Below are 25,386 nucleotides of genomic sequence, written 5' to 3'. Positions count from 1 at the left end.
ATGGCCCGACGTTTTGCCGCACTCATTCGCCACGGCGATTATCATCAACGAACGGGTGCACCCAGCGCACATCAGCCGTTTGCCTTAACAGAACGCGGTGCAGGCCAAGCACGCGCGGCTGCTAAAACCCTGACCGACATGGCAACGGCACTTGGTGCTGATATTCACCCAGAGATCGACAGTTCACAGATGCTGCGCGCATGGGCTACCGCCGACATTATGGGTGCGACCCTGCAGGGTGATTTTTCAGTAAGCTGTCATGATGCGCTGGCGGAACGCAGCGTCGGTGCGGCGGCAAACCTGCGCATTGAGGAAATCGACGAGATTATCGCGGCGGATCCAAGGTGTGATCCACTGCCCAAAAACTGGAAATCTGACAGCCATTTTTGCCTTCCTTTTCAAGGGGCCGAATCGTTGATGCAATCTGGGCAACGGGTGGCTGCCCATCTTACCGAACGCCTGGACAGTCTTCCCATGCGCGACACCACCATCAAGGCATTCGTCGGCCATGGGGCCGCATTTCGCCACGCCGCATATCATTTGGGTGTGCTGGCCTTTGACGATATCGCGCGTCTGAGTATGTATCACGCGCGCCCGGTGGTACTCGAATGTGCGGCCGACGACACATGGCACCATGTTGTGGGCGACTGGAAAGTCCGCGGCAATGCGGAACCGGTATTGGATTGAACCGATGACAGAACCGACCAAACCCCAAAATCCGCAGATCGACGTCGCGCTGCCGCAATACAAAGGCCCGTGGCCGTCGTGGTTGTACCCTGAACTTCCCCGTGAAGCCCGCGACTGGACCTTTGGCGGTGATAAATCGTTCGGCGAAGAAAATGGTGATCGCAAGTTGCTGCTGGGTGAGCTTGACCGGCTGACGAAGCGCAAGTTGTGGGTCTGGCCAAAGCGCCCGGTTCTGTTTTTCTCTGATTTACATGCGGATCGAAAGGCGTTTGTCGCGTCATTGGTCGCATCGGGCGGGGTGCGTCGTACCGGGCCAGGCGTGATGAATTTCCGCCTGACCAAACTTGGTCGACAGGCCACATTCATCATCGGGGGGGACTGTTTCGACAAGGGCCCGCACAACCTGAAACTTCTGCGTGCGGTACGGCGTTTGATTGAGCTTGATGCGCGGGTGCGTATTCTGGCCGGAAACCACGATGTGCGGAATCTCCTTGGCATGCGGGCCGTTGGGGCGGACATCGATCATCGCAACGATCACTTTTTCCTGCGTCTTGGTCCCAAGGTGGTGCCGTTGCTGACCGAGATCCGGGATAGTTACATGACCGGCCGAAATGCGCTTGCCGGTATCCCCAACGAGGCGGAGTGCCGCCGCTGTCTTCTGCCCGCCCCGGACTGGTTTGACGCCTTCCCCAAAATTGCCGCCGATCACCTTCCGGCCAAGCAGATCGAGGTGGAACTCAAAAGGATCCGCAACAAGCTCAGCAGCTTTGAACCGGCGTGCCGTGCGGCTGGACTTTCCATGCGCCACGTTTATGGGGCAGTGATGAAGTGGCGTGAATTGTTTCTGGAGCCTGACGGTGAATTCAACTGGTTTTTCAAGCGGATGCGGCTTGGGTATCACGTCGGCTCCTTCATGTTCATCCATGCCGGTTTCGACGACGAGATGGCAGACCTTCTGCGTGCGGACGGGGTAAAGGCGCTTAACCGGCACTTTCGCGATGCGATGTTCGGGGAACCGTTCGATCTGTATTACGGGTCAATCGCCAATACCATCCGGACAAAATACCGTTCAATCGATAACCGACTAAGCCCAAAAGGTGTGGAGAAACTGCACGATAGCGGCATTCACGCCATCATACATGGCCATCGCAATTTGCTTGATGGGCAACGCATCATGCTGCGTCGCGGCCTGATCAACTTTGAATGCGATTCGACCATCGACCAGCACTCGCGGCATAAAGAGGGGCTGACCGGTTCCGGGGCCGCCGTTACGGTGGTGCATCCGGACGGCTATATTCTGGGGATTAGCACGGATTTTCCGTATGCCAAGGCCTTCGAGCCGAAACGCACCCTTACCGCACTTAGCTCTGCGCTCACGTCCGAAGACAAAAGCGGGAAACCGAACCGATGAAAAAGATAAAGAAACAGTTCAGCCACGATTCTCTGCAGGATGCAAATTCGATCAAGGCGATACTGAAAGCCATCACGACCGGACTGGGCAAAGGAAAAGTCGTGCTGAGCGACGACAGGGACGAGATCATCCTCGAACCCGAAGGGCTATTGAACTTAAGAGTATCTGCGTCGCAGGATGAGGATCGAAGCAGTCTGACGCTGCGCGTCAGCTGGCATGCCGATCGGGACGCATCGAAAGACCGGAAACTGGTTGTCGGTGAAAAAAATAATTGAACAGCCTTGTTGCGCTGCTGCTGGAAAATCTGCAACAGCGTAACAAGTTCATTCTGTTTGAATGCCGGGCCGGATTATTGTGCCGATGAGCGGGAGGCGTTGGCTGATCAAAGCCGTGCTTCGAAGATCATGTTAAACGGCGTTTCCGCGACGCGGCGGAAGTGTGTGAAACCTGCCTTGCGAAACACATCGGCCAATCTTGCTTCTCCGGCCTGTGCGCCAAGCACCATCTGCCCGCCTTCCGAGATTGCATGCGCACAGCAAATCAATGTCGATGCCGAGTAATATAGTTGCCCGACTGGCGACAGATTATCTGCGATATGGTCGTTCGCAAAAGGCTCGACCAACATTACCGTTCCACCCGGAGCAAGTACCGCCGCCGCATGTTGAGCAGCGGCAACCGGATCACCAAAATCGTGCAAGACATCGAAAAAGCAGATCAGACCGTACTGCCGATCCGGATAATCGATGGACCGGGTGATCGAAAAGTCAGCGCGATCCGATACGTCTTGTTTCGCAGCATTTTGGCGGGCCGCATTGATCGAGCTTGCGTGGGTGTCATAGCCGTGAAAACGTGAATTTGGATAGGCTTCAGCCATTAACAGTGTTGAATGGCCATGACCGCACCCGATATCGGCAACTTCTATGCCCTCTTCAAGCCGTGTAACAACGCCATCAAGTGCCGGTAGCCAGTCGGGGACAAGACTGGCGCGGTAGCCGTTGCGGTAAAACGCGGCAATGCCACAGGACATGCGCAGGTCATGTTCTCCCCATGCAACGCCCTTGCCTGTGCGGAAGGCATTCAACGTCAATTCTTCATCGAACCACATCGAAGCCGGCACATTCCAAGCATGAGGCATATAAACCGGGCTTTCTTCATCCGCAAGGACCATGGCCTGTTCAGGCGAGAGCTCGTATGTGTCACTTTTATCGTGATAGATAATGTAACCGCTTGCGGCTTGTGCATTTAGCCATTCCCGAACGTATCGTTCGGCGCAATTTGATCGTTTTGCCGTTTCACGGGCGCTGAGCGGTCCTGCGCCGGAAAGCGCCTGATAAATGCCAAGTTTTGCGCCAAGGCTGACCATAACCCCGGTATATCCCGCAGCAAGGTCGCCGATCACCCGTGAAATGAATGCGTCAAGCTTGGGCGGATCAATCGCTTGCCGTGCCGAATTTTCCATGTCTTTAATTCTCCAGGTTTTTGATGCCGGGACGGTCCCGGCGCTGGATGAGACTTCGCATGATCGTAATCTTAACAGCAGAGCCGATCTGTCCAGATTCGGGCCATTCATGACAAGTTGTGTTCATTGAGCGAACTTTGACGTGGCAATGCGTGACATTGCAGGAGCAAGCCAGTGCCATTACCAGTGCAGGATGAGAAACGCCCACCCGGTGGCTGGCAATTGCATGTCAGCATCGTTGCATTGCCAGAATGCGTTATATCGACCCTAAGTGGCGTCTTTGACGTGATGAATGCGTTCACGATGATTGCATGGGCGGACAATCAAACAGCACCATTTCAAGTCGAGATCGTTGGCCTTCGCGAAGGGCCGCTTGAGCTTGCCAGCGGCCTGCCGATTAGCGTTCAGCGTGGAATCGACACGCTCGAGATGACGGATATTGTGATTGTTCCGTCCGTTCTTATCGGTGCCGGTGGCTGGCAAAAAGGATGTCATCGGGAACTTGTCGCGTGGATATCGCAGATGCATCGTCGCGGTGCCGTTTTATGTTCGGCCTGTTCGGGCTTGTTTTTGCTTGCGGAAACAGGGGCATTCGACGGCAAGGATGCGACAGTGCATTATCTTTATGCGCGCGCGTTCGAAAATGCCTTTCCCAAGGTGTCCGTTGATCCTGCGCGTGTGCTCGTCGTATCGGGGCGCTATGAGGATTTGATCAGTTCTGGCGCGTCCATGACTTGGCATGATCTGGTTTTGTATCTGATCAGCAGATTTGTCGGTGCAACGGCGGCACAATCAATCGCACGTATGTTTGCACTCCAATGGCATCAGGACGGACTTGCACCCTATATCGTGTTCGAAGGCCGGAAAGATCACAGTGATTTTGCGATACGCAAAGCACAGGAGTGGGTGGAAACCCATTTTCAGGTTGCCAACCCTGTCGAGGAGATGGTTCGGCATTCTTCGCTGACAGAGCGGACTTTTAAACGGCGCTTTGTCGCGGCGACCAATGTAACACCCCTTGCATATGTCCAACGGTTGCGGGTTGAGGACGCCAAAAGACGTCTTGAACGGACAACCGCATCAATAGACGAAATCAGCTGGCAAGTTGGATATGAGGAACCTGCTTTTTTCCGAAGGCTTTTCAAGCGGACGACCGGAATATCGCCCGGGGCCTACCGGCGCCGTTTCAGCATTCCTGACTTTGCCCGGGATAGACGAAAAGTGACGAAGTAGCCTGTCTTGAGATAAAGTCCCGTGCGGCTCAAACAGACCAACATTATCAAGCCTGATAATCGTTGCTGTATTCGTGGTCTGTCATCTTTGGGTCAGCCAAGTGCGCAGTTCTTTTTCCGCCGCAGCCAAGCCTTCGCGGTTGATGATTTTTCTGGCAATCGCGCTGGAGACGGCACGCGCGCGTTTGTTGAGCACAATGTCCTGATGGTTTTGATCAAGGGCCTCGACATCAAGTTTGCTGTAAAGCGACAGCAACCGGTTCTGAACGGTGCGTAGCGACAATTTTCGCCGTGTCGCAATGGCCTTGTCGGGAAGGCCGAGTGCGATATCAAGCAGGATGATATATTCAAACTCGGTCAGGGTATTGCGTGACCGCATCTGTTGGTTCTGTATCTGGTGCACTTCGCGGTCAACAACGATTTGTCCCTCAATCAGGACGGAGCGCAAGGCGAGATGCATTCTTTCCTGTGACGCCGTTTTCAGCACATACCCATAAGCGGCTTGATTGGGAACAATCTGGGCAATGCCGCGTAAATAGGCCTCGTCCGAGTAGTTCGACCAAAAAAGAATACGGGTGTCCGGCCGTCGGGCCCAGATGGTTCTGGCGGCATCAATGCCGTTATGTTCCTTCATGCGCAAATCCATCACGATGGCCGTCGTTCCGGACTGCTGTGCAAGGACTTCGGCTTCTTTACCATCCCGCGCAATCAGGATTTCGTTGAGTTCCGGCAGGGCATTTTCGACAATTTCCTTTAGGAAATCGGCATGCATCTTGTCGTCTTCAACCAGCAAAATCTTCATGTTCGGCCCTTTCGGCTTCTTGTGCTGTTTGAGGCAGCTTTACGGTTATTCGCGTCCCATCTTCGGTACTGTGTTCAAACTTTGCACCTATAAGGTGCGCGCGGGTTTTCATATGGGCGAAACCACTGCCGGGTTTTCCCGTACGGGTCTGGAATTGGCCATTGTCGCAAATCTCGATTTTCAAATCTCCGCGCGGATCCTGACACGATGCAACAACCGAAATATGCGTTGCTCCTGAATGGAGTACGGCATTATTGATGGCTTCCTGACATATCCGGAAAATGGCAATTCGGGTGGTTTCGGGTAATGCGTCGACCTTTCCGCCTGTCTGGTCTTCGACGTCAAACTGTGGCGTGCAGTCGCGGCTGACGGCCCGCTCCATATGGGTCAGTACCGCATGCTGAAAGCCAAAAAGTTCAAGGATTGTCGGGATCGATGTGTCGATGATGTCGCGCAAGTCCTGGATCATGTTCTGTATCTGCTGCTGCAGGCGATGATGCTGCACAGTTGTCAGACCCGGGCGGATATCGCGTGCTATGCGCGTCAAATCGGCCAGTGTCTGATCATGCAGATCCATCCCGATCCGTTGACGTTCAGCTTCGAGCGCATCGGTTAAGCTCAGCGCCCCAAGCCTTAACCCTTCCTCGCGCGCCAAAATTCGGGCCCGAAATACCGCTTCTGTGTTGGCTTTTTCATTGGCCCGCAACGCATAAAAATAAGGTGCCAGCATATCGGCCAGAATGCGGACCTGCTCGACATGACGTTCGTCATAGAAGTTTTCTTTTTTCGACGAACAATTAAGCGATCCGACAACTTCGCCCAGAACCTTCATCGCGACATTGACCCGGCTGCGAAATTCGTGATGCAGGATGGGGGCACTTTCCGCACCGGGGAAAACATACCGCGGATCATTAAGAGCATTGCCCGTCAAAAGGTGATCGGTTTTTCCCAAAAGAATATCACGCACCGGCGACTGCCTTACCAACGTTCTGGAGGTGCTCCAGGTTGTTTGAAGGCCGACTTCATAGGACGTGTTCCACGTCTTGTCGGTATCCGTTAAGCAGATATCCAGATGATCAAATTCAATAATCTTGTCGATTTCGGCTTTCACGGACCCTAACGCGGTGTGGATATTTAGATTGCCTGCAAGAAGATTGGAAATGCGCAGATAATGGGCAAGATCCGACATGAATATTTCCTCCGTCAATCATCATATTGCGATAGGGCAGGACTGTCTTGCGGGAACCCGCAATATAGGGGGGTGGTCCCGCAGCATTGGTGCGGTGAGTGCTCTTTACGGTTTAAATGCAATAACCCAAAATCGCCTTTCTAATGATAAAACAAATCAAATGTCGTTCAAAACGGCTCGTTCAAGTCACGACGTGGCGCAGTCACGTCAGGGAGGAAAAATGAAACTCAAGTCAATGCTTCTCGGCGCAGTTGCCGGGACCTTTGTGTTGGTGTCTGGTCAAGCAATGGCCGACACTTCTGAAAAAAAGATAGCTCTTTCAAATAACTACGCCGGTAACTCTTGGCGTCAAGCCATGCTGGAAAGCTGGGGAAAGGTTGCCTACATGGCAATCGAAGAGGGCCACGTTGCCGCGGCTGATGCCTTCACCACATCGGAAAATCAGGCGACTGAACAGGCAGCCCAGATTCAGAACATGATTTTGCAGGGGTATGACGCAATTGTTGTAAACGCTGCATCGCCAACCGCAATCAATGGTGCGGTCAAAGAGGCCTGTGATGCGGGTATTACGGTTGTGTCCTTTGACGGCATCGTGACCGAACCATGTGCATGGCGTATTGCGGTCGACTTCAAACAAATGGGTCGCGATCAGGTCAAGTATCTCGCAGAACGCTACCCGGAAGGCGGCAATCTTCTTGAAATCCGTGGGCTTGCCGGGGTGTTTGTTGATGATGAAATCAGTGCTGGTATTCACGAAGAAGTTGCCAACACCGACTTCAAGATTGTTGGGTCCGTGCATGGTGACTGGGCACAGGATGTCGCGCAGAAGGCCGTTGCCGGTATTCTTCCCAGCCTTCCGGAAATCAAGGCTGTCGTAACGCAGGGTGGCGACGGATACGGTGCGGCTCAGGCGTTTGCCGCAGCAGACCGTCCGACCCCGACCATCGTTATGGGCAACCGTCGCGATGAACTGGACTGGTGGAAAGAACAGAAAGATGAAAATGGGTATGAAACCACATCTCTTTCCATTGCGCCGGGTGTCAGTACGCTGGCGTTCTGGGTTGCTCAGCAGGTTCTTGATGGCAACGAAGTCCCCAAAGACCTGACCGTGCCATTCCTGCGCGTCGATCAGGACACGCTCGAAGAGATTCTTGCTGAAACGCCGGTTGGCTCGGTTGCCAATGTGGAATACTCGCTCGATGACGCGAAAAGCCTGATTGAATCGGCGAAGTAAGGCGATAGGATTATGGTGGAAAACCAGAAAATGATCGGCACCCAAAAGGTGCCGATCATTACTCTTGCCGATGTCGGGGTATCCTTTGGCGCAGTCAAGGCCCTCAACGATGTTGAATTGACCATCCTGCCGGGCGAATGCGTTGGGGTGGTCGGCCATAACGGTGCGGGTAAATCGACACTGGTAAACGTCATTAATGGCCGTTTATCGTCAACGCGCGGCGACGTCAGTTATGACGGCGAGCAAAGTGCGGCAGATTTTCGCAATGCCCTGCTGGCCAGAAATGCCGGAATACGCAGTGTGTTTCAGGAACTCTCGCTCTGTCCAAACCTCACCGTTCTGGAGAACTATCGCATTCCCTACCGCAACATGCCGAGGCGAGCTTGGCGGCGAAATGCTGCGTCTGCCGTACGGGCATCGCTGGATGCGGTTTTTCCGGGAAACGCGATTGATCCGTATAGCGTGGTTGACGACTTGCCGATTGCCGACCGCCAGATGGTGGAAATTGCCATTGCATTTTCGAGGCGCGATATCGACGCGCGGCTGGTGATCCTTGATGAGCCGACATCGTCCCTTGATGGCGCGATTGCCGATCAGTTACTTGCCTATATCAAGAAGTTCTGTGCTGACGGCGGTGCCATCATTTTTATCTCCCACATGATGGGTGAAATCTTTGATGTCGCCAGCCGCATTGTTGTGATGAAAGACGGTTTCATCATCCAAGACAACGCAGCGCGGCATTTTACCCGCGATGGCCTTGTCGATGCGATGGGCCATGTCGTGCCAGACACAGCAGAAGTTACCGGAGCCAAAAAACGACAGGAATTCGGACCGGAAGTTTTGCGCATGGAAAACGGTCTGAATGCACGTCAGGGCGAAGTTGTTGGACTGGCCGGACTGGCCGGTCATGGACAGGCAGAAGCTTTGGCGCAGTGTTTCTTGGCCCGCACATCGGACTGGTCTGCGTCACGTGATCCCGCCGTCGTCTTTGTTGCTGGCGACAGAAGCCGCGACGGTGTCATGCCCTTGTGGTCCATCATGCGAAACCTGAGTTTGCAAACGTTGGTTGAGTTCAGTCGAACGTTCCTTGTCGACCGCAAAGCGGAACGGAAAGTTGCCGACGAATGGCACCGTAAGATCGGCATAAAAACAGATGATCTTGAAAATCCGATTTTGTCCCTGTCTGGCGGTAATCAGCAAAAAGTACTGTTTTCCAGGGCGTTGGCTTCATCGGCCCCGATTGTCGTCATGGATGACCCAATGCGTGGTGTTGATGTTGGTACCAAGAAGGAAGTTTACCGCATGATTCGTGCCGAAGCTGAAAAGGGACGGACCTTCCTGTGGTATTCGACCGAGACCGACGAAATTCTCGAATGTGATCGCGTTTTTGTTTTTCGTGACAGCGAAATTGCCGCCGAACTGCAAGGCGATCAAATCACAGAAGAAAACATGCTGCGCGCATCGTTTGAAATGCAGGAGGCTGGTCAATGAGCCGCGATCATTTGCGCATCCTATTACCGGTCTTGTCGCTGGCAATTCTGTTGGCAGCCGTTTTCTATATGCAGCCACGCGCCATGAGCTATTTCGGGCTTAATCTTCTGTTTAATCTCGCTGTTCCGGTTGTTTTGGCAACGATTGCCCAAATGATGATCCTGATGGTCAATGACATTGATTTGTCCATCGGCACGTTTGTCAGTTTCTGCGCCTGTATCACGGCGACCTTCGTACAAACCGACCCCGTGGTCGGCTACGCGATCCTGTTTGGCGCGATCCTTGTCTATGCCGCGATGGGCGCCATCATCTATGCGCGCGGCTTGCCCGCAATCGTTGTGACACTTGGCATGTCGTTTTTCTGGTCGGGCATGGCCGTCCTTGTTCTGCCGTCCCCGGGGGGATCGGCACCTGATTGGTTGCGCGCACTCATGACGGCAAAGACGCCATTCCTGCCTGTGGCAATCATTGCGCCGATCGTGATTGCGGCGATCATGCATTACTTCGTCAAACGTTCAGCACTGGGTGTTTTATTGCGCGGCGTTGGCGGAAATGAACAGGCGATTGAACGGTCCGGCTGGTCGGTTATGGGGCTTAAGGCATTTGCTTACGGCGTGGCGGCACTTTTCTGTGTGTTGTCGGGCATGGCGCTTGTCGGCCTTGCGACATCGGCGGACGCCAATATTGCATTGCGTTACACGCTGCTATCGATTGCCGGTGTGATTTTGGGCGGTGGTGAATTCACCGGCGGGCGGGTATCGCCTGTTGGGGCGGTTATCGGTGCCCTTACCCTTACATTGGCGGCCAGTTTCCTGTCGTTCTTGCATCTTTCGCCCGATTGGCAAATCGGTGCGCAGGGGGCAATCCTGATCATCGTTTTGGCTGTGCGTCTTGTCTTTACCCGACGGGAGGCACTGATATGAGCATGTTGAACAAAACCGGCGAGACACAGCATCAAAAGCGCGGTGCGCGTTACCTGCTGGGTATGGTGTCGCGAAAGGCCTGGATCTGGGCCTATATCGCGGCAGGGGCGACCTATATTGCAACGCTGATGGTTGTTTCAAGCAGCGGCGGGGCGGGCGCCTTGCTTTATGCCGCATTCACCTTTGCTTCCTTTGCCGTCATTGTTGGCATTGGGCAAATGTTTGTTGTGACACTTGGGCCGGGCAATGTGGATCTTTCGATCCCGGCAAGCATGACCCTTGCTGCGACATTATCGTTGAAATTCATGGCGACAGATGGGGCGCTTGTTGTTCCGGGCCTTGCGATTGCAATCGGGGTTGGTCTGGGATGCGGGCTGTTTAACTTTTCCCTGATCATGTTGCTGCGTATTCCGCCGATCATTGCAACATTGTCGTCGTCCTTCCTGTTCCAGTCACTGGCGATCTGGTCAAACCGCGGTTTGCGGATCAAACCGCCAGAAGTTCTTGCCGATTTTTCAACCGGTGGGACGTTTGGCATTCCCAATGCTGCATGGGTTGCGTTGCTGGTGTCTGTTCTGGCCTGGTGCGTTCTGGAAAAGGCGATTGCAGGGCGGTGGATATTGGCAACCGGACAAAACAAACGTGCAGCACGCCTTGGCGGTGTGCCGGTTAATGCCGTGCGTTTCGGGGTCTATGTGAGTTGTGCCGTTCTGGCGGGTGTGGCCGGGTTCATGCTGGCCAGTTTCTCTGGCGGGGCGAACCTGAACATGGGAACGGAATATATGCTGATGTCGATTGCCGTGGTTGTCATTGGCGGGTCGTCGATTGCCGGGGGGAATTCAAATGTTCCGGGCATCTGGGCGGCAGCATTGTTCATGTTTTTGATTGTGTCGATGCTCAATTCCTATGGGCTTGGTGCCGGGGTCCGCTTGATGCTGACCGGGTTGATTATTGTGTCTGTGGTCGTACTGGCCAGTAAGCGGGGGCGTCGGGTATGAATGGGCCATATGAAATTATCGATCGGCGTTTTTGTGATCTTATTCTGGCAAATGTCGCGTTGCGCCGGATTTCGACCGGGCACCTCTGGACCGAAGGACCTGTGTGGTTCGCAGCACATCAGTGCCTGTTGTTTTCCGACATTCCCAATCAGAAAATTTATCGCTGGATGTGTGACGGTAGCGTCAATGTTTTCCGCGACAATTCAAACTTTGCCAACGGCAATACCCAGGATCGGCAAGGGCGTCTGATCACCTGCCAGCATGGGACGCGATCCGTCACCCGGACCGAACATAATGGTAAAATCACCACGCTGGTAGATCAGTTTGACGGTAAGCCGCTCAACGCACCAAATGACGTGGTGGTCAAATCTGATGGATCGATTTGGTTTACTGATCCGACATACGGCATTCTCTCTGATTACGAGGGCCATAAATCCACGCCCGAACAAAGCCATCGCAACGTTTTCCGTCTTGACCCTGAAACGGGCGAACTATGGCAGGCCACAACGGAGTTTACCCAGCCAAACGGCCTGGCGTTTTCGCAAGATGAGAAGCTGCTTTACGTTGCGGAATCAGGATCAAGTCACGATGACAGCGTGCCGTCGGTCATCCGTGTTTACGATGTCGATGCCAATAACATGCTTGAAAATGGTCGTGTTTTTACAACGATTGATAAGGGTATACCGGACGGGTTTCGGGTCGATTGTCATGGAAATGTTTGGTCCTCCGCAGCAGATGGCGTGCACTGCTTTGATGCGGGCGGTGAACTGCTTGGTAAGATTTTGGTTCCTGAAACCGTATCCAATCTGAGCTTTGGTGGCCCACGTGGCAACGAGTTGCTGATTACCGCAACAACAAGTGTTTATGCCATTCACGTCAACAGTGCGGCCGCGACCCCATGAGATGTTTGTTTCTTGCGCAAAAACCCGGCGATCCAAATTCCCGAACCGGGTTGAAGTCGCGCAGGAATGAAATACGAACATCTTAGAGAAGAGTGCCTGACCTCCCTCGGGCACTCTTCGCTTTCTCCAGATGTAAATGCATCCATATTTATCATTTATTTCAAATGATTAACGGAACGTAGCGTGAAAATCAGTGGAACGCGGAATTGCCATTCGTGAACGGGCATACTGATACGATCCGGGCGGGGTTACGGGTTGCCGTCGCGTAAAGTTCCATAAGAAATAAAGGAGAGATCATATGCGTAATAAACCGGTTATCGGCTTTATCGGCCTTGGTCTTATGGGGCATGGCATGGCCAAAAACATCCTCGAGGGCGGCTATGAATTGTGGGTGCGCGGGCGTTCCAACCGCGCCCCCATCGAACACCTTGTGTCGATGGGCGCGAAAGAGGCAATCAACCCGAAACAGTTGGCCGAAGTGTGTGACATCATCCATATCTGCCTTTCAAACGCGCCCCAGATTGAAGTGATCATGCGGTCACAATACGGTATTCTGGCGGGTGCGAAACCGGGCCTGATCGTTGTCGATACCTCGACCTCGGATCCTGATATGACCAAACGGCTCGCCGCCCAATTGCGTGCAAAGGGCGGCCATTTTGTCGATGCCCCGATGGCGGGCACACCCGCTAAGGCCGAAGCCGGTCAATTGAGCACGATGCTTGGCTGTGACAGGGATGTTCTGCCACATATCCGGCCTGTCATCGCATGCTGGGCAGAAACCATCACGCGCATCGGCGAGACTGGCGAAGGTCACAAGATGAAACTTTTGATGAATTTCATCAACCTGTCCTATGCCGACCTCTTTTCCGAAGCGACCTCCCTTGGTGCCAAGGTCGGAATCGCACCGGAAAAACTGCGAGAAGCCATTTCATCAAGCCACATCGGGCAACAGGTTCTTTGACACTTTCCGGCTGGCGCGGAATAGCACGCAAACTGCATTGATCTGATCAAGCGCGTGCAGCAAAGACCACCACTTTGTGAGTGGCTTCAAGGTTCAATTCATTCTCTCGTCAGCAATGCGCCATGTGTCTGAATTACTCTTGCCGACAAGGCTTGCCCATGTCGGATGGCATCTGCGGTCTCTTTGCCGTCAAACCGTGCGGCCAAGAATGCGGCGTTGAACGAATCACCCGCCCCGGTGGCATCAACGACGTTTGAAACCGGCGGGGTCTCAAGACATGCCGTATGGCCATCCTTTAGAAAAGTGCACGGCTCCTTACCATTCTTGACCACGACCTCGGCGACGCCAAGATCACGGTAGCGCATGACTGTTTCTTCCGGGTTACGATCTTCAAACAGTGCCGCCTCGTCATCGAAGCTGGGAAGGATCACGTCTGTGATCGCCGCAACTTCAGACAGTGCCTTTTTACATGCTTGCTGATCTTCCCAAAGTGCCGATCGGATATTGGGATCAAATGCAATCTGGGTTTGTGTCGGCTGTTGTCGGAGGACATCAATCAATGCCGCGCGCCGGTCCTCGCTTAGAATTGCAAGCGTAATGCCTGACAAATAGATGACATCAGCATCGCGAAATGCTGCCGTGAGCATCGAGATATCGTCAACCATCTTTCGCGCCGCAGAATTCTCGCGCCAATAGGTAAAAACCCGGTCGCCGTTTTCCTGATCAATCAGATACAGACCCGGACGTTCCCTCGGCAGGCGCTGGATGGCACTAACGTCAATCCGCGCATCGGAAATGAACTTTGAAATCTGGTCTGAATATCGATCCACGCCAAGGGCGGTGGCATAACGGACCTGCCAGTCGCGATCATTCGTCGCGTTACGGAAATGCCAAGCTGTATTAAGTGTATCGCCCGCGATGCCCATTTTCCAATGACCATCGGTACCGCCCGACATCTCAATCATGCACTCGCCAACGGCGACAAATCGCTTCAGTGTCATATGGCAAGCTCACGCTTGATTGCCACATCCGCACCATCTGACATCAATAGGGACAGTCGCGCGATCACAGCACTGCGCCATACCCCATCGTCTTGCAACTGTTGGGGCATCCATCCCGGCAAATGCGCCAGTTTTTCATAAATGACTGCCGGGTCCTGATGATCGCCCAAGGCACTGATAATTTCATCGGCACGCGGATCATTGAGCTGTTGGGCAATCTCGTTGATTTTGTCCGCGTTAATGCGGTGGTGCATGACGGCCAACCACGCGGCAAAACAAAGCGCGAATGTGCCCAGCCGGGTGCTTCCCGGTGGCAGATCACAGGCGGGCGCAAAAATCCGCTGCGGAAGTTTTTCTGTACCGTCCATCGCGATCTGGTTGGTTTCATGGGCAATTTCGCGATTGGCGAACCGTGCCACCAGATCCGCACCGTAATCGGAAAAATCAATCCCGGCCAAGGGTGGCATCGTCGCCGCCGCATTTTCCATATGCAGCGTCACAAGACGCGAAAAGGCATCGCTTGCCATCGCGTCGCGCACATATCGGTATCCACCCAGTTGCCCCATATAGGCGATGAGCGAATGACTGCCATTAAGCATGCGAAGCTTCATGCGCTCATAGGGCTCAACATCGGCAACAAGGATCGCACCGCCTTCTTCCCATGCCGGTCTGCCATCGGAAAAGGCGTCTTCAATCACCCATTGAGAGAACGGCTCGGTTTCAATTGCCGCAGGATCATCAAGGCCCGTCAAATGCTTGGCATCAGAACGGGTCGCCGCTGTTGCCGCCGGGGTAATCCGGTCGACCATGGTCTCGGGAAAAGAAACATTGTCCGTGATCCAGATCGCGAGATCGGGATCAAGATGCTTGGCAAAATCAATCACACCCGCACGCAGCAAACGACCGTTTGATGGAAGGTTATCGCATGACACAACTGTATAGGCCCGCACACCAGCGTCCTTGCGACGCTTTAGTCCGGCAACAAGCAAGCCAAGAAGTCCGCAAGGCGTGTCAGGGTTGGCAAGATCATGTTTCACCGCAGGATGTTCGGTCTGAACCGTCCCCGATACGCGATCAATGCCATAAGCCTTCTCGGTTACCGTGATGGTCACGATCCGAATTGCCGGGTCGGCAAGCGCACCTAAAACCGGTGCGATATCCCGTGCGGCGGCAATTGCATGCGATATGCTGGTAATTTTACGGGCTTTGGGGCCGTCCGGGTGGCGTTCGATCAATGTAAAGGTACCGTTCTGCGCATTTAAGGCATCAACAATATCCGTACTGCGCAAACTGACACCGATAATGCCCCAGTTGCCCCCTTTGGCGGCCATTGCTGCATCGGTGTAAACCGCCTGATGGGCGCGATGAAATGCGCCAATACCGATATGCACGATACCGGCCTTGGTGGCATCGGCGGCATCGGCGGCATCGGCGGGATTGGGGTGTAAAGTCACATCAGAAGGATCAGAGGTGTTCATTTTTTAACCCCCAAGCCGATCAAATCGTGCCGACAATGCCGTCATGACACCACGCAGTTCGGCCAACCCCTTAAGGCGTCCAATCGCCGGATATCCCGGTTGCCCCTTGCGATTCAGATCATCAAGGATGTCCTGACCATGATCTGGGCGTATGGGAATGTTCCAGTCGGGTCGTCCGGCGGATTTGCGCAACGCTTCCTCGCGCAGGATCTGCTCAATCAGCGAAACCATATCGGTATCGCCATCCAGATGTTCGGCTTCATAGAAGCTGCACGGCAGATTCTGGCCTTCGCGTTTGGTGTTCCGCAAATGAATGAAATGTACGCGCGACCCCCAGCGTTTCATCATACCGGGCAAATCATTGCCCGGATGCACACCAAGTGATCCCGAACAAAGCGTGATGCCATTTTCGGGAATATCCACGGCCTGCATGACAAAGGCATAATCGGCCTCGGTTGACATGACCCGGGGCAGCCCTAAAAGCCCAAAGGGCGGGTCATCAGGATGGCAGCACATGCGAATGCCGACCTCACGTGCAACAGGAACAACTTCTTCAAGAAATGCGACCAGATTTGCACGAAGCGTATCGGCATCGATATCGGCATAGGTCTGAAGCAACGCGCGCAGATCATCAAGCGTCAGGTTTTCCACGGACCCCGGCAGGCCAAAGGCAACAGTGCGTTCCAGTTCAGCGCGCCGGTCTTCGGACATTGCATTAAACCGGGTTTTTGCCTCGGCAATGATTTCGGCAGGATAGTCATTTTCCGCACCCGCACGGCCAAGAATGCACAGGTCAAATGCGACAAAATCAACCAGATCGAATCGCATGCAGGTCGCCCCGTTTGACAGGCGCCAGTTCAGATGAGTACGTGTCCAGTCAAGGATGGGCATAAAGTTATAACAAACAATACTGATCCCGGAATCCGCCAGATTACGCAAACTTTGCTTATAGGCGTCAATATGGTCTCGCCATGGGCCGACCTGACGTTTGATCGATTCTGATACCGGAAGACTTTCAACAACATCCCAGGTTAGGCCAGACGCAGAACCGTCTTTCATGGTCGCAATTTCTGAATGACGCTTGGCAATTTCGTCCGGAGTCCAGACCACGTCACTGGGGATGTGATGAAGGGCGGATACCACGCCGTGCGCCCCCGCCTGACAAATATCGTCAATGCTGACCAAATCGTGCGGGCCGAACCATCTCCAGGTTTGTTTCATGTGCTTCTCTCTGTGTTGGCGTGGTGTCTGCAATAGCTACTATAACTGCTTGGATGATATCACGGCATAATTTTGTTGACTAGTATGGTAGTATGCATCATGAATCAGAAAGGCAAGGAGAGTTTGATGGGCGACCCCAAAGAAAACGACTGGGAAGTAACGAACGATCAGGCCGTCGGGCCGCAGATCCACCGCATTATCCGTGAACGGATTGTTTGTGCGGATTTGTTGCCCGGTGTGCGCCTGTCCGAAGCCGAACTGGCAAAACATTACAATGTTAGCCGCCAGCCCATCCGCGAAGCGTTCATCAAACTTTCTGACGAAGGTCTTTTAGAGGTTCGCCCGCAACGCGGCACGTATGTCAGAAAAATCTCTGTCGCAGCTGTTCTTGACGCCCGCTTTGTCCGTGAGGCGGTCGAAGCCGATATCGCGCGCTTCGTCGCCCAAGAGCCGAACGACGTATTTTTGGGGCATCTTGAAAATCTGATCCGCGATCAGCGCAAAGCGATGAAAGGCGATGCGCGTGCTTTCTTGAAACTTGATCACGACTTCCATCGCAGCCTCGCAGAAGCAGCGGGAAAAACCTACGCTTGGAAGGTTGTTGAGGATGTCCGTGCCCAACTCGACCGCGTGCGTTACCTGAGCTACTTCCAGTTTCCGATGGAAGAAATCATTGATCAGCACGTCCAAATTGTTTCGGCCATCACATCGCGTGATCCCGAACAAGCCAGTGCAGCCATGCGTGAACACCTTCGTGAAATCTTGCATACGCTGCCTGATATTGCGCGCTCCAGAACGGAGCTCTTCGACGACGCCGACACGATTGCGTCGTCACCCTAAGGCATCACCAAACAGGGAGGAACAGATGCTTACAATACAAACAACCAAAAAACTGATACTCGCCGGCGCCGCTGCCATCATTATGAGCAACTCTGCAATCGCAGCAGAGATGACGCTCAAGCTTGGCCACTTGGCCAACGAACAGAACGCCTGGCACAAGGCCGCGGTAAAATTTGGCGAGGATCTCTCAACCCTCACCGATGGCCGTATTGAAGTTCAGGTCTTCCCGAATGAAACGCTTGGCAAGGAAATTGACCTGATCAACGGCATGCAGCTTGGTGCCGTCGACATGACAATTACCGGTGAAAGCCTTCAGAACTGGGCGCCAAAGGCAGCACTTCTTGCTGTGCCTTACGCTTATAAAACGCTTGAAGACATGGATGCTGTTGCCAGCGGTGAAATCGGTGATCAAATTGAACAGCAGATCATCGAAAAGGCCCGCATCCGTCCAATCGCCTATTTTGCCCGTGGTCCTCGTAACCTGACATCCAACCGCGCGATCAAGTCTCCTGATGATTTGGATGGCCTGAAAATGCGCGTTCCAAACGTTCCGCTGTTCGTTGATGTTTGGAAGTCGCTGGGGGCACAGCCAACACCAATGGCGTTCTCCGAGGTCTTCACCTCCTTGCAGGCTGGTACCATCGACGCACAGGAAAACCCATTGGCGCTGATTGAATCGGCAAGCTTCGATGAAGTCCAGAAATTCGTGAACAAGACCGAGCATGTCCGTTCGTGGATTTACCTGACCATCTCGGAAATCACCTGGGGTAAATTGTCGGATGCCGACAAGGACGCCGTCATGGAAGCCGCAAAACGCGCACAAGCCTACGAGCGTGATCTGTTTGCTGCCGACGAGGAACGTCTGACAGAAGAACTGCAGTCCAAGGGCATGACCTTTGTCGAAATTGACAAAGAAGCCTTTGCTTCGAAGGCCAAAGACGCTGTTTTGGCAAATGTCTCCGACGAAATCCGTCCGATTGTCGAAGATCTTTTCGCAAACTGAGTATTGCCGGTTCGGCCGCGTGATTGCGGCCGAACCTTTTCCGACGGGGAAGTAACGTGCTTTCAGCCAGATTATACGCGTTCATCATTGCACTTTGCCGGGTTGGAACAGGGGCCGCTTTCGGCCTTCTGATCTTTACTGTTCTGACACAGGTATTCTCGCGAACCTTTTTGCCCAGCTCTCCTGTCTGGACAGAAGAACTCACCCGTTATGCGCTTCTGTTTCTTGCCGCCTTCGGGGTTGGGCTGTCGTTTCGTAATGGTGATCTGGTAAACGTCGACATCGTTTGCGATTTGCTGCCGTTGCCGATCCAGCGTTGGTTGATGTTTGTTTCCGCAGCACTCACCGCGGGATTCTGTTTGGTCTTGCTGTTTCCGGCATGGATGTTCGTTTCGATTGGTGTCCTCCAGACCTCGCCGGCACTTGGGATTCGGATGGATTTCATTCACGCCGTTGTGTTCATTTTACTTGCCGTTCTCGGACTTTTCGCGGTTCTGCGCATGATCCGGATCATCGCCGGCGTTTCTGATGGAAAAGCCGAAGATACGACAAAGGACTTCCCATGAGCCTTGCAATTCTATTTGGCGTTTTTGCCCTCGGCCTTGTCATTGGCCTTCCCGTTGCCGTGACACTGGGTCTGTCTTCGTTGTGCTATCTTCTGCTTGAAGGCATCCCGCTTGTCGTCATCCCGCAAAAGCTGTTTGCCGGCATGGACGTGTTTGTCCTGCTGTGTATTCCGGGCTTTATCCTTGCCGGAAATCTGATGAATGGCGGGGGTATCACACCGCGCATTGTGCGTTTCGCCAATGCCATGGTCGGCTGGATGCGTGGCGGCCTTGGCCTGACCAACGTAACCGGGTCGATGCTGTTTGGCGGCATTTCCGGAACGGCGGTTGCGGATGCGGCATCGATTGGCGGCATGATGATCCCGGGTATGATCCGTGCGGGATACACCCCGGCATTTTCCGCGGCAGTGACTGCGGCCTCGTCAACAGTCGGGCCGATCATTCCGCCCAGCATGCCGATGATCATTGTCGGGGCCTTGTCGGGCATTTCTGTTGGCAAGATGTTTATTGCCGGTGCCATTCCGGGCATTCTGATGGGGCTTGCAATGATGGTGACCTGCTACATCATTGCCGTAAGACGCAATTTCCCCCACCAACCCTGGCAGGGCTTTGGCGAGCTTGCCCGTTCCTTTACCGGTGCCTTCTGGGCGCTTGCGATGACGGGCCTGATCATTGGCGGGTTGCTGAGCGGTATTGTCACCCCGACCGAAACGGCTGTGATTGCCAGCCTCTATGCCCTGATCGTTGGCTGTTTTGTGTATCGTGAACTGCCTTTGCGTAAAGTACCGAAAATTGTCATCGACAGTGCGGTGACTGCGGCGGCCATTCTCGCACTTGTCGGGCTGGCAAATGTCTTTGGCTGGATATTGGTGTCGGAACGCATTCCGCAGATGATTTCAGATGCGGTCTTGTCTGTGACCGATAACAAATATGCCGTGATCCTGCTGATCAATCTGGTTTTGCTGATTGTTGGCATGTTCATGGAAACGATTGCCGCCTTGATCATCCTGTTCGTGCCGCTTCTGACCCTTGCGACCAATGTTGGCGTCGATCCGATTCACTTCGCGGTGTTTGCTGTTCTGAACCTGATGATTGGTCTGACAACGCCGCCGGTGGGCATTTGCATGTTCATCTGCGCGAACATCGCCAAGGCGCCGGTCACCACCGTGATCCGGGCACTTGCACCGTTCCTGTTAACCAATATCACGATCCTGTTTCTTGTTTCCTATATTCCGGCGCTGTCAACCTGGCTGCCGTCCTTGATGGAGTAACCAATGCAAACACGTGTTTGCCGTTTGTATGGCCAAGATGATCTTCGTATCGATACCGAAGCCACCCTTGATCCGATCAAGGATGAAGTGCTTGTCCGTGTTGGGGCTGGTGGCGTGTGCGGCTCGGACATGCATTACTACTTCGAAGGCGGGATCGGCCAGATCCGGGTGCGCGAACCGATCATCCTTGGCCATGAAGCCGCCGGAACAATTGTCGCACTTGGTCCGGATGTCAGCGGACTGTCTGTTGGGCAAAAGGTTGCCATCAATCCAAGTCACCCGTGCGGCACATGCCGTTATTGCCAGCAGAACTTGCAACAGCATTGCCTGAACATGAAGTTCTTCGGGTCCGCCATGCCCATGCCCCATATTCAGGGGGCGTTTCGCGATTTGGTCAATGTGGGCCAAGGCCAATGTTTTGCCATTGGCGATCAAACCGATATCGGCCGGGCTGCCTGTGCGGAACCCCTTGCGGTCTGTCTGCATGCGGTCGCCCGTGCCGGTGATCTTTCGGGTAAAAAGGTCCTGATTACCGGGGCGGGACCGATTGGCAGTCTTTGTGCCGCGGCGGCTAAGCTTGCCGGGGCAGCTGAAATTGTCGTGACCGACTTGCAAGACTTTGCCTTGGATGTGGCGCGGAAAATGGGGGCAACCCGGACAATCAATATTGCCAAGGCCGCTGACGAACTCACACCCTACGAAGCCGAAAAGGGGCAGTTTGACGTGTGTCTGGAATGTTCTGCTGCGCCTGCAGCATTGCGCACAGCCATCAGCACCCTGCGCCCGCAGGGTATTCTTGTCCAGGTCGGTGTTGCCGGTGAAATGCCCGTACCGTTCAATCCCCTGGTTGCCAAGGAAATCACGATTACCGGGACCTTCCGTTTCAGCACCGAATTCGCCGAGGCTGTTGGCATGATTGATCGTGGTGAAATCGATGTCGCGCCGATCATCACCCAGACCTTCCCGCTTGAAACCGCCAAAGAGGCCTTTGAAGTTGCGCGGGATCGCAGCAAATCGGTAAAGGTTCAATTGGCATTTGCCAGCTGATGCGGCGGTGTTGTCGGCAACAATATCTCTGCCCGCGCGTGGCTTGAATTTTCCAGCGCTGCGTTGAAAATGAACTGCATAAAATCAAAACGGGCCTGCATGTGCGGGCCCGTTTTTTTATGCATGATCAACGTTGATGGCTTAACCGACCACGTTGAAATCCGGACCATAGGGGTACCCGGTGATATTGTCGTTTCCATCCTCGGTGATGACAAGAATGTCATGCTCGCGGTAGCCACCGGCACCGGGTTGCCCGTCAGCAATGGTCAGCATCGGTTCCATGCTGATCACCATGCCGGGTTCGAGCACCGTGTCGATATCCTCGCGCAGCTCAAGCCCGGCTTCGCGGCCATAATAATGCGACAGAACGCCAAAGCTGTGCCCATAGCCAAAGGTGCGGTATTGCAAAAGGTCGCGTTCCGCGAAAAAGGCGTTGATCTTTTCCGTCACCGCCGCACAGGACGCACCGGGTTTAAGCAACGACATGCCATATTCATGCGCCCCGACATTGGCCTGCCAGATTTTCAGGCTGGCTTCATCGACCTCACCGACGAACAGGGTTCGCTCAAGGGCGGTGTAATAACCCGAAATCATCGGAAATGTATTCAGCGACAGGATATCGCCACGCTGTAATTTGCGCGCCGTGACGGGATTGTGCGCGCCATCGGTATTGATGCCCGACTGGAACCACACCCACGTATCGCGATATTCCGCATCGGGGAACCGTTTGGCGATTTCACGTTCCATTGCATCGCGCCCGGCCATGGCCACATCAATCTCGCGCGCACCTTCCTTGATGGTATCGCGAATGGCATAACCCCCCACATCGGCAACCTGTGCCCCGCTTCGGATCAGGGCGATTTCGGCGGGTGATTTATGCATGCGCTGACGCATGGTATCGGCGGTGATGTCCCGGCTGCTGGCGGGGTTAAGGAACTCATCAAGCAACGCCTTTTGCACAAGGCTAAGATGATCGCCTTCAAAGCCAATGACCTTGCCAACCCCGGTAACAGACCGAACCGCGCGCCAGTAATTATGTCGCTGCCAGTCGGTATAGGTAATGTTATCCCCATGGCACCGGCGCCACGGTTGGGCTGCATCAATGCCCGCACTGATCGTGACAGTGTCGGTTGGTGTGACGACCAACGCATAAGGCCGTCCAAAGGCGCAATACAAAAAGCCCGAATAATAGGCGATGTTATGCATCGAGGTGAAAACGCAGGCGTCAACACCGCACGCGGCCATGATGGTGCGCAATTTGGACAGACGCGCCTCATATTCCGACGCCGCAAACGGCAGAATGCGGTCACCTTGATGGAAACGGTAAAATTCTGGACGATCCATTCGCAAAATCTCCTTATCGGCGCTGCCTCAAAGGGGATGAGACCTCCCCCTGTCTTGACAACGACAAAGCAAGATCCCGGCGTTCAGGATGTGTGTGTGTGATGTCGGGCGCGCATTTTGCACTGGCGACGCCATCGCCTGCCCTGCTGATCTTATCGGGGATTGGATGTCAATGTGGCAAGAGAAATCCGCAAGATCACAACGCAACAGCAGTCCTTCGGGGGGCGGGTGGCAGGAATCCATACGTTTGTATGGTTAATTGTCACCGTTAAAGTATTTTCTTAACAGCTTGTCGCTTTACTGTTGGGGAACAATATAAAATACGGGCAATTTACGGAATTTTGGCGTGGCCGAGGAAGACGAAGACCATACAGGCGGTGGGCAATCAGCAGCCAATTCCGCAATGCAGAAAATAGCCGAGCGCGAAATGCGGATTATACGGCGGCGCATGCGGCGTCGGCGGATGATCACAATCGGCTTTTGCCTGACGCTGGTCGTGGGATCGCTGTTTGGCATTATGTATTCCATTCAGTCCAACCTCGATCTCAGCCGCAACATGATCCGCAGCCCGCAAGTCCGTATTCTGGGCTATGACGGGGCGTTGCTGGAAACCGTCGAAGGGCGGTATAGTCAGGATGTCTCGCTGACAACCATCCCCGAACGGGTGCAAAACGTCTTTGTCGCGGCAACCGATCCGAACTTCTTTAATCATATGGGCGTTTCGGGCCGTGATTTCGCCCGGATCTTTAGCGGTGATCCAGGATCGGGGTCGACCATCACGATGAAGGTTGCGCGAACCTTCTTTAAGACCAAAGCCAACAATGCGGGACGCCATTTTCAGGAATTCCTCGTCGCACTTTGGCTGGAAATGAAATTCAGCAAAAAGACCATCCTGCGCAGCTACCTTGAACGCAGTTATATCGGACGGGGCATTTTTGGCATTACCGCGGCATCACGCCTTTGGTACGGCGGCCCGGCGGAGCGCATAACCCTGCATCAGGCCGCGGTTCTGGCCGCCGCCATGAGCGATCCTGTTAAATTCGATCCGCTTTTGCATTCCAGTGAAACCGCCGCGGAAGCCAACGATATTCTGGCAAAACTGGGTCAGTACAAATTTATCGAGAAGGATCGGGTTTCCGCCCTGACATTGCTTGAGCCAAAGCTCGATGTTCAATACGAAGAACATGTTGTCTCGGGCTATCTGGTCGACATGGTTCTCGAAGAAGTCGCCGATATTGTCGGCTACAGCAGCCGCGATATCGATGTTGTCACCAGCATTGACCTTAAGGTGCAAAAGCTTGCCCAGGATGTCGTGCGCGAGGTTTCCGAGATTCGCATCAAACCCAAGGGTGCCAATCAAACCGCCCTTATTTCCATCAGCCCGGATGGGCGTATTCGCGCGATCATCGGTGGGGCGAATTACAGCCCGTTTCAGCGCAACCGGGCAACCGACGTGCGGCATTTGCCCGGCCGGATGATTAAAATCGCCACCTATTACTATGCGCTAAACCAAAACAGCGATCCGGCCCAATGGGTCCGGGACAATCGCATGGCGGTTGCCGGATGGCGGCCGATCAATCCGGATCACGAATATATGGGGCAGATTTCACTGCGCGAAGCCTTCGTCCGGGATGTCAATACCGTGCCAACAACCCTTGCCGATCATTACGGCTTGCTTGATGTGCGCGATTACATCCATGCGATTGGTGTCAAAAGTCCGCTTTCAACAGATATTCGAACCGTGGTCGGTCTTGATCCGGTAACGATGGGCGAAATTGCCGCCATTCACACATTGCCGCAAAATTCCGGCAAACCGGCACAAATGACGGTGATCAACCGCGTGTCTTATGGCGGGACTGACGAAGCCGTGTTGTATCAGCGCGAAGATCTGGTTCAGGAAAAAAGACTAACCGATGAGGCCATTCAGGGCTCATATGTGCTTTACGCCAGTGTGACCGATCCGCAAGTACGGCTGGACCGGCCGTTTGCCGGGTATGGCACGGTCGCGGGTGGGGGGTCGGATGCGTGGTATGTCGGGTTTACATCTGATCTGACCACGGTGGTCTGGGCCGGCAATGACGATAACAGTAGAATGGCCGTGCGCGGGGATGTAGAGCTTGCGTCTTTGTGGCGGTTATTTATGCTTGATGCGCATGATGGACTGGCCATCCGTTCAATGATCCGTGCATCATCGCAGCGACGTCGGGAAAACGACGGGGTGAACGATCTGTGGAAGCGCGACCTGAACGGCAATAATTGATAAAACCGTCGCAAAGCGGGGAGACGGGGGACTCCCTCCTCGGTTGGGGCATAACACTATAAAAAA

The 25,386-nt window shown here is 54.0% G+C and carries 23 protein-coding genes; 16 read left to right on the top strand and 7 right to left on the bottom strand.

What is annotated here, in order from left to right; translation table 11 throughout:
• From AMM48_RS14510 to AMM48_RS14500, 3 genes are read left to right on the top strand one after another with little or no spacing between them, the layout of a single operon-like run.
• Nucleotides 1-687, top strand: a complete 687-nt coding sequence (locus AMM48_RS14510; protein WP_102784610.1) for a histidine phosphatase family protein — start codon at nucleotides 1-3, stop codon at nucleotides 685-687.
• Nucleotides 688-691: 4 nt separating this feature from the next.
• Nucleotides 692-2,098: a metallophosphoesterase gene (locus AMM48_RS14505; protein ID WP_158246473.1), complete on the top strand. Its 1,407-nt coding sequence runs from the start codon at nucleotides 692-694 to the stop codon at nucleotides 2,096-2,098.
• Complete coding sequence (locus AMM48_RS14500; protein WP_102784608.1) at nucleotides 2,095-2,373, top strand: amphi-Trp domain-containing protein; 279 nt, start codon at nucleotides 2,095-2,097, stop codon at nucleotides 2,371-2,373. The genes AMM48_RS14505 and AMM48_RS14500 overlap by 4 nt, the downstream gene beginning before the upstream one ends.
• Before the next feature lie 107 nt (nucleotides 2,374-2,480).
• Here the strand turns inward: AMM48_RS14500 and AMM48_RS14495 are convergent, their stop codons facing one another.
• A complete protein-coding gene (locus AMM48_RS14495) occupies nucleotides 2,481-3,557 on the bottom strand; it encodes a class I SAM-dependent methyltransferase (RefSeq protein WP_102784607.1) in 1,077 nt (358 codons plus the stop codon).
• Nucleotides 3,558-3,731: 174 nt separating this feature from the next.
• Between AMM48_RS14495 and AMM48_RS14490 the strand changes: the two genes are divergently transcribed.
• The gene (locus AMM48_RS14490) at nucleotides 3,732-4,790 is read left to right on the top strand and encodes a helix-turn-helix domain-containing protein (RefSeq protein WP_198413542.1); all 1,059 of its coding nucleotides are present in this window, start codon (nucleotides 3,732-3,734) and stop codon (nucleotides 4,788-4,790) included.
• An 81-nt stretch (nucleotides 4,791-4,871) separates the two neighbouring features.
• Here the strand turns inward: AMM48_RS14490 and AMM48_RS14485 are convergent, their stop codons facing one another.
• Both AMM48_RS14485 and AMM48_RS14480 read right to left on the bottom strand, forming a co-directional pair.
• Nucleotides 4,872-5,591 (bottom strand): response regulator transcription factor, encoded by a 720-nt coding sequence (locus AMM48_RS14485; protein ID WP_102784606.1) that lies wholly within the window; start codon nucleotides 5,589-5,591, stop codon nucleotides 4,872-4,874.
• Nucleotides 5,572-6,780 carry an ATP-binding protein gene (locus tag AMM48_RS14480; protein ID WP_101301178.1) on the bottom strand — a complete coding sequence of 403 codons (1,209 nt, stop codon included), beginning with the start codon at nucleotides 6,778-6,780 and terminating at the stop codon, nucleotides 5,572-5,574. Before AMM48_RS14480 ends, AMM48_RS14485 begins: the two co-directional genes overlap by 20 nt.
• 220 nt (nucleotides 6,781-7,000) lie before the next feature.
• On the opposite strand from AMM48_RS14480, the gene AMM48_RS14475 reads away from it, so the two are divergent.
• From AMM48_RS14475 to AMM48_RS14450, 6 genes are all read left to right on the top strand, one after another.
• The gene (locus AMM48_RS14475; RefSeq protein ID WP_102784605.1) at nucleotides 7,001-8,014 is read left to right on the top strand and encodes an ABC transporter substrate-binding protein; all 1,014 of its coding nucleotides are present in this window, start codon (nucleotides 7,001-7,003) and stop codon (nucleotides 8,012-8,014) included.
• A gap of 30 nt (nucleotides 8,015-8,044) precedes the next feature.
• Nucleotides 8,045-9,505: a sugar ABC transporter ATP-binding protein gene (locus tag AMM48_RS14470; protein WP_102784653.1), complete on the top strand. Its 1,461-nt coding sequence runs from the start codon at nucleotides 8,045-8,047 to the stop codon at nucleotides 9,503-9,505.
• Complete coding sequence (locus AMM48_RS14465) at nucleotides 9,502-10,428, top strand: ABC transporter permease (protein ID WP_022733961.1); 927 nt, start codon at nucleotides 9,502-9,504, stop codon at nucleotides 10,426-10,428. Before AMM48_RS14470 ends, AMM48_RS14465 begins: the two co-directional genes overlap by 4 nt.
• Nucleotides 10,425-11,426 (top strand): ABC transporter permease, encoded by a 1,002-nt coding sequence (locus tag AMM48_RS14460; RefSeq protein WP_198413541.1) that lies wholly within the window; start codon nucleotides 10,425-10,427, stop codon nucleotides 11,424-11,426. Before AMM48_RS14465 ends, AMM48_RS14460 begins: the two co-directional genes overlap by 4 nt.
• Nucleotides 11,423-12,328, top strand: a complete 906-nt coding sequence (locus AMM48_RS14455; protein ID WP_102784604.1) for an SMP-30/gluconolactonase/LRE family protein — start codon at nucleotides 11,423-11,425, stop codon at nucleotides 12,326-12,328. The genes AMM48_RS14460 and AMM48_RS14455 overlap by 4 nt, the downstream gene beginning before the upstream one ends.
• Before the next feature lie 298 nt (nucleotides 12,329-12,626).
• Entirely contained in the window at nucleotides 12,627-13,289 is a 663-nt protein-coding gene (locus AMM48_RS14450; protein ID WP_198413540.1) for an NAD(P)-dependent oxidoreductase, read from the top strand.
• A 98-nt stretch (nucleotides 13,290-13,387) separates the two neighbouring features.
• Here AMM48_RS14450 and AMM48_RS14445 read toward each other — a convergent pair whose 3' ends face one another.
• From AMM48_RS14445 to uxuA, 3 genes are read right to left on the bottom strand one after another with little or no spacing between them, the layout of a single operon-like run.
• A complete protein-coding gene (locus AMM48_RS14445) occupies nucleotides 13,388-14,290 on the bottom strand; it encodes a sugar kinase (RefSeq protein ID WP_102784603.1) in 903 nt (300 codons plus the stop codon).
• Nucleotides 14,287-15,768 (bottom strand): mannitol dehydrogenase family protein, encoded by a 1,482-nt coding sequence (locus AMM48_RS14440; protein WP_102784602.1) that lies wholly within the window; start codon nucleotides 15,766-15,768, stop codon nucleotides 14,287-14,289. Before AMM48_RS14440 ends, AMM48_RS14445 begins: the two co-directional genes overlap by 4 nt.
• 3 nt (nucleotides 15,769-15,771) lie before the next feature.
• The gene (uxuA, locus tag AMM48_RS14435) at nucleotides 15,772-16,989 is read right to left on the bottom strand and encodes a mannonate dehydratase (protein ID WP_102784601.1); all 1,218 of its coding nucleotides are present in this window, start codon (nucleotides 16,987-16,989) and stop codon (nucleotides 15,772-15,774) included.
• A 126-nt stretch (nucleotides 16,990-17,115) separates the two neighbouring features.
• On the opposite strand from uxuA, the gene AMM48_RS14430 reads away from it, so the two are divergent.
• From AMM48_RS14430 to AMM48_RS14410, 5 genes are read left to right on the top strand one after another with little or no spacing between them, the layout of a single operon-like run.
• Nucleotides 17,116-17,829 (top strand): GntR family transcriptional regulator, encoded by a 714-nt coding sequence (locus tag AMM48_RS14430; protein WP_101301168.1) that lies wholly within the window; start codon nucleotides 17,116-17,118, stop codon nucleotides 17,827-17,829.
• Nucleotides 17,830-17,854: 25 nt separating this feature from the next.
• The gene (locus tag AMM48_RS14425; protein ID WP_102784600.1) at nucleotides 17,855-18,832 is read left to right on the top strand and encodes a TRAP transporter substrate-binding protein; all 978 of its coding nucleotides are present in this window, start codon (nucleotides 17,855-17,857) and stop codon (nucleotides 18,830-18,832) included.
• A gap of 56 nt (nucleotides 18,833-18,888) precedes the next feature.
• Nucleotides 18,889-19,398, top strand: coding sequence for a TRAP transporter small permease (locus tag AMM48_RS14420; RefSeq protein ID WP_102784599.1), 510 nt, complete (start codon nucleotides 18,889-18,891; stop codon nucleotides 19,396-19,398).
• A complete protein-coding gene (locus tag AMM48_RS14415; protein WP_101301164.1) occupies nucleotides 19,395-20,669 on the top strand; it encodes a TRAP transporter large permease in 1,275 nt (424 codons plus the stop codon). Before AMM48_RS14420 ends, AMM48_RS14415 begins: the two co-directional genes overlap by 4 nt.
• Nucleotides 20,670-20,672: 3 nt before the next feature.
• Entirely contained in the window at nucleotides 20,673-21,716 is a 1,044-nt protein-coding gene (locus AMM48_RS14410; protein ID WP_102784598.1) for an L-idonate 5-dehydrogenase, read from the top strand.
• Nucleotides 21,717-21,857: 141 nt separating this feature from the next.
• Here the strand turns inward: AMM48_RS14410 and AMM48_RS14400 are convergent, their stop codons facing one another.
• Nucleotides 21,858-23,060: a M24 family metallopeptidase gene (locus tag AMM48_RS14400; protein ID WP_102784596.1), complete on the bottom strand. Its 1,203-nt coding sequence runs from the start codon at nucleotides 23,058-23,060 to the stop codon at nucleotides 21,858-21,860.
• Between the two features lie 346 nt (nucleotides 23,061-23,406).
• On the opposite strand from AMM48_RS14400, the gene AMM48_RS14395 reads away from it, so the two are divergent.
• Nucleotides 23,407-25,320 (top strand): transglycosylase domain-containing protein, encoded by a 1,914-nt coding sequence (locus AMM48_RS14395; RefSeq protein ID WP_102784595.1) that lies wholly within the window; start codon nucleotides 23,407-23,409, stop codon nucleotides 25,318-25,320.
• Nucleotides 25,321-25,386: the final 66 nt, after the last annotated feature.

The sequence above is a fragment of the Thalassospira sp. GB04J01 genome (assembly GCF_000751115.1).
In the GTDB taxonomy this organism is placed as follows: Bacteria; Pseudomonadota; Alphaproteobacteria; order Rhodospirillales; family Thalassospiraceae; genus Thalassospira; species Thalassospira lucentensis.
This window is presented reverse-complemented; position numbering and strand designations above follow the sequence as displayed.